Consider the following 4,688-nt stretch of genomic DNA (forward strand, 5'->3'; position numbering starts at 1 on the left):
TTGCTTGGCAATCGCCAGATAGGCTTTGCGGGCACGCTCCCGGTATGTTCTTGGCTTGCGAGTCTTTCCGCGTTCCGGTTCATGCAGGATGTCGATGATTTTCTCCAGCTTTTCTCTGGCCTGATTCAGAAGAGACAGATCCGTCGGGTAGGCGATGTCCGCCGGCGCGCAGGTCGCATCCAGCAGCAGTTCGCCCTCGTTCGTCAGTTCCATCTGCCGCGGCTGCGGTTCTGACGGCTCGTCGGACGCTGCGGCAGTTCCGCTGCCAGGTTCATTGTCGTCCGATGAATCATCCGATTCGCTGGACTTGCGCGCTTCTTCAAGGGCGATCCACTCATTCACTTCATCAAGGATCTCGCCGCCCAGCCGCTTGCGGAAGTGTGTCATGAGAGAATGGTGAAACGGACGGCGGTACTGGTATTCCGGCAGACCGAGGAAGTACTGCAGATACGGGTTCTCCAGAATCTGACGAAGCGTCTCCCGATCGTCGGTGCCGAGCCGCTCCTGAATAATGAGGGCGCCGAGCGCGACACGGATCGATACGGCCTTTTGACCCTTGAGGCTCTTCTTAAAGTTCTTCGCATATTTCTCTTCGAGCTTCCACCACGGAATCATCTGGGCCAGCAATACCCAGCGGTTATCTTCCGCAAGCTTCCCGCCGAACGGAAGGAAGAAGTCGCCTGGCAAGATCATTTGGCTCTCGGTTCGCTGATACAATCTGGACACCTCCACGTGCACGGTTTTTCACGGGATAAACCCGTTTTCCTTGCACTTGAATTCGACAAAAGAGGCGCTAAACCCTTGCTGCTACTGGATTTTTCTTTCGTTCAGCAAGCCCTATATTACCGGCCACACTACCACCTCATCCCTTGATGTTCGTAGGGGAATCCCTTACCTCACCGTCCGAATCAAAAGTTAAGTGAACCGCTTGTAGTCCAATGGACTACAGAAAAGGCTCAAAATGATAAAGCAAAAATGGTTTGGACTACATTTGGACTACAATTTCAAGACATAACAAAGCCCAGTCCTCATGCGGACTGGGCTTTCATGGTGGAGGCGAGGGGATTCGAACCCCTGTCCGAAGATAACGCCACACAGGCTTCTACGGGTGTAGTCACAGTTTTGATGTCACCTGCGGGAACGCCCTGTAACCGGCTTTCTCACAGGTCAGCCTGATTGTCTTCTTCCGTTAGCCCCAGGCGGAGACTACGCGGCGTATCCCACTGAAGTTGAGCCCCTATCCCGGCACATGGGCGATGCAGGGTAGAAGCACGCTAGCAGGTTATTAAGCTGCCAATGCGTAAGAAGTTTGTTGTTTGCCGTTTACATTTGGCGTTAGCGTTGTTGAAGCGGACGCGTCCCCACTACCCGCTACCCATGCTCGAACTATCCCCGTCGAATCCAAGAACGCCCCCATAATCGAAAGCGAAGCGAATAAGGCTTCACCCCAAGGGGTAGTCCGTCTCGGATGAAGATGTCGAGACATCGGTGCATTGCATTCCATCGTCCGCCCAGCTCCACGGGAAGCCGTTACGGCCGATGCATCTAGTATACCATAAATCAGCCCACAATGGGTATTCACTTCTTGCCAAGGAGGGAGAAGACTGGATAGCATCCATCTCACCGATACCGCTCAATACTTCTGCTTCTCCCGCAGGGCTCGCTGAATCTCGCGCTGCGCATCGCGCTTGGCGGCCGCTTCGCGCTTGTCGTAATTCTTCTTCCCGCGTCCCAGACCAATCAGCAGCTTCGCATAGCCGTTGCGCACATAGATTTTAAGCGGCACCAGCGTATAGCCTTCCTGCTTCGTCAAGCCGATCAGCTTGCTGATCTGCTCCTTATGAAGCAGCAGCTTGCGCGCCCGGGTCGGATCCGTCGGATTGAACCGGTTGCCCTGCTCGAACGGGCTGATGTGCATATTGTGCACGAACACTTCGCCGTTCCGAATCGTAGCGAACGAATCTGCGATGTTCGCCTTGCCCAGCCGGAGCGACTTAATCTCGGTTCCCGTGAGCACCATGCCGGCCTCATAGGTGTCCTCAATGAAATAATCATGGGACGCCTTTTTATTTTGAGCCAATACCTTGCCATCAGTCTTTTTCCCCATGATCGACGACCTCCAACGCACGACAGTGATGAGTCCAATTCTGCTTCCCGCTCAGCCGCACCCCTTCCGTCAGGAAGGCGCAGATATCGGCAGGACAGCAATCGGACTAGAACTATATTGTATCAAAAAAGCCCCATCCGACTCAAGCCGATACCGCCGCCATTCCCGAACTTCGACACTCGCAAAACAAATCATTCCTCCGCGCAACCCAAAACAAACACCTCAGGACACAAGCCGCACATCCCGAACGCCCTCCTTCGCGAGAAGCAGTTCGGAGCACGCGGCGATCGACTTCATGTCCTCGGCCAATACCTTCAACTCGATGCGCACATAGCGACCGGAAGCGGCCGCCTCACTCGCAGAATCAGGCTCCTCCTCATCGCTTCCTCCCGTATCATCAGGCTCTTCGGAAGCGCTTGCTTCTTCCCGATCAGGCTGCAGCCATCGAGTCCAGATCTTGCCCCGTGCAGCGGACACGGCATGCATCCGGAAGCTGCGCACCGACATCCCCTGAGCCTCGACTTCCTTCGTCATGGCGGTCAGCCAGCCTTCCCGTTCGTCGGCGATAATCTCCAATAGATGAAGACGGTGAGCGACCCGATTTTTAATATCATACTGATTCAACACCCACAGCGCGACCAGCGACAACCCGCAGCCGAGCAGCGCCGCCGTAATGAAGCCCGAACCGCAAGCGAGCCCGATCGCCGCCGACACCCACAGCGAAGCGGCCGTCGTCAACCCCTTCACGCTCGTGCCATTGCGAATAATGGTGCCCGCGCCGAGGAACCCGACGCCGCTGACCACCTGGGCCGCAATCCGGGCCACATCGACCTGCGCCTTGTCCCGCCCGTCGAGAACGGGAAATCCGTAGACCGAGATCAACATGACAAGCGCCGACCCGAGACTCACCAGCATATGCGTGCGCAGGCCGGCGGCCTGGCTTCGCTTCTCGCGTTCCAGCCCGATGAAGCCGCCTAGCACGACGGCCAGCACCATGCGAAGCACCACATCAACCAGAGAAATATCCGCAGGAGTCATCTGCCATCACCTTGCCCTTCCTCTCCCAACAATATGTATATTATACCATATGTATGCTGGCGAATTAGAACCGTTTGCATCGCGCGGGAGCGTGGGCCTGCCTCCTTAGAATGCCCAAAACCGAACCATCTCATGGCTGCTTGGCGAACAGACAATTCAAGCTGCACAGGCGTATGGAGAGAACCATTAGCGGAGCAAGAGTGCTTCACCCCAACGCAGCAAGGGCCAACCGCATAAGCGGAAGGCCCTCGCATACAACCTGCAACTGCATGGATTTCCGATTCATCAACAAAGGAACCATCCCCTGCTGTACAAGAAGCCCACCGTCAGTCAGCTCCTTGATAGGACAGAGGAGGATAGCGTCCGGCTATTCGTCCGACCTCTTGGCTTTCGAATCGCCGTTCGTATTGACAAGCAAAGGCAGCATTTTCATATCACGCGCCATGGCAGAGGAGCACATCGGACAAGTCGGCTCCAGTTCGAAGGCAAAATTGTCCCGCATCCAGCCGTTGCAGTCCTCATTCGTGCACGACCAGATGGGCGTGTTCTCCACCGGAAGTTCCTCTACTGGCTTCTTGCGATAATTCATATTGATACCCCTCCTTTTGATAATCGGACCAAAAGAAAGAACTGCTCCTCACATACGTTCAGAGCAGCCCGGCTTTTACTTACAGCTTGGTTACATTTTCAGCTTGTGGTCCGCGGTTGCCTTGTACCACATCGAATTGTACGCGTTGGCCTTCGTCCAGGGACTTGAAGCCATCACCGTTGATTGCGCTGAAGTGTACGAATACGTCGCTGCCGCCTTCGACTTCGATGAAACCGAAGCCTTTTTCTGCGTTAAACCATTTTACTGTACCTGTTTGCATGGATAAACAAACCTCCAAATATTAAATGAATATGATCCATTTTTTACATCAGATATAAAAAAATTCACATATTGAAAAAAGTTCCATTGTGTAAAATGATACCCTTTTCAATATGTGAATAGCGGTTCAAATTTAACAACAATGTAAGTATAACACATTCAATTATAAATAGCAAATGCATTTAGAAAACTTTTTCAGCAAAAGGGGAATTTGGATGGAGATTGGCCAAAGGAGCGGCCCCGAAGGGCCGCCTTGCCGACTCATTCCTTACCGCTTCTTCCGCACGAACTTGGCGGTCTGGCTGCTTGCCTTCCGCTTCTTGCGCGCGGCCTGGCCCGCTTGCTTCCGTGCCCGGGCCGCAGGCTCGCCGATGAAGATGCCGCTCTCCGACGTGCTCTTGCGGCCCTTCTTCCCGCCGCTTGGCGCGGTGCTGCGCCGGCCGTATCCGCCCCGTCCCGATCCGAAGTCGAAGCGGCGCTGCGTCTCCTTCGCTTCCGCTTCAGCCCGTTCAATCAGTTCATCGACCCAGTTCTCGCCGTCCGGCTGCGAACCGGCCTTCTCCGCCTTGCCGCCGCCTTCTCCGAGGCGAATGCCGCCCTTGCCGCGCGCCCGCTTGCCCGCGCTGCGCTCATACGGATTCGCCTGCGGCTCGTTCCCGCGCCGGCCGCGGCCTC

General features: G+C 55.2%; 5 protein-coding genes, 1 other RNA gene and 1 pseudogene. All 7 read right to left on the reverse strand.

All coding sequences use genetic code 11. The annotated features are described in order from the left end of the window. On the reverse strand, window positions 1-717 hold a 717-nt coding region (locus ABD76_RS07565), incomplete at its 3' end, for a transposase (protein WP_197255664.1). 331 nt (window positions 718-1,048) lie between these two features. After that, window positions 1,049-1,415, reverse strand: a transfer-messenger RNA (tmRNA) gene (gene ssrA, locus ABD76_RS07570). Between the two features lie 218 nt (window positions 1,416-1,633). Further along, entirely contained in the window at window positions 1,634-2,107 is a 474-nt protein-coding gene (smpB, locus tag ABD76_RS07575; RefSeq protein ID WP_197255667.1) for an SsrA-binding protein SmpB, read from the reverse strand. A gap of 222 nt (window positions 2,108-2,329) precedes the next feature. Beyond that, window positions 2,330-3,145 (reverse strand): MgtC/SapB family protein, encoded by an 816-nt coding sequence (locus ABD76_RS07580; RefSeq protein ID WP_197255668.1) that lies wholly within the window; start codon window positions 3,143-3,145, stop codon window positions 2,330-2,332. Between the two features lie 367 nt (window positions 3,146-3,512). Continuing rightward, window positions 3,513-3,734 (reverse strand): cold-shock protein, encoded by a 222-nt coding sequence (locus ABD76_RS07585; RefSeq protein WP_197255669.1) that lies wholly within the window; start codon window positions 3,732-3,734, stop codon window positions 3,513-3,515. A gap of 79 nt (window positions 3,735-3,813) precedes the next feature. Next, entirely contained in the window at window positions 3,814-4,014 is a 201-nt protein-coding gene (locus ABD76_RS07590; RefSeq protein WP_006678561.1) for a cold-shock protein, read from the reverse strand. 267 nt (window positions 4,015-4,281) lie between these two features. After that, a pseudogene (locus ABD76_RS07595) lies at window positions 4,282-4,688 on the reverse strand (ribonuclease R); the annotation flags it as partial.

The sequence above is a fragment of the Paenibacillus dendritiformis genome, assembly GCF_015845845.1.
GTDB lineage: Bacteria > Bacillota > Bacilli > Paenibacillales > Paenibacillaceae > Paenibacillus_B > Paenibacillus_B dendritiformis_C.

Excerpts from the sequence above, each read along its gene's own strand:
- ABD76_RS07590 (WP_006678561.1), bottom strand. The coding sequence starts at position 4,014 with ATGCAAACAGGTACAGTAAAATGGTTTAACGCAGAAAAAGGCTTCGGT.
- ABD76_RS07585 (WP_197255669.1), bottom strand. The coding sequence starts at position 3,734 with ATGAATTATCGCAAGAAGCCAGTAGAGGAACTTCCGGTGGAGAACACG.
- smpB (WP_197255667.1), bottom strand. The coding sequence starts at position 2,107 with ATGGGGAAAAAGACTGATGGCAAGGTATTGGCTCAAAATAAAAAGGCG.
- ABD76_RS07580 (WP_197255668.1), bottom strand. The coding sequence starts at position 3,145 with ATGACTCCTGCGGATATTTCTCTGGTTGATGTGGTGCTTCGCATGGTG.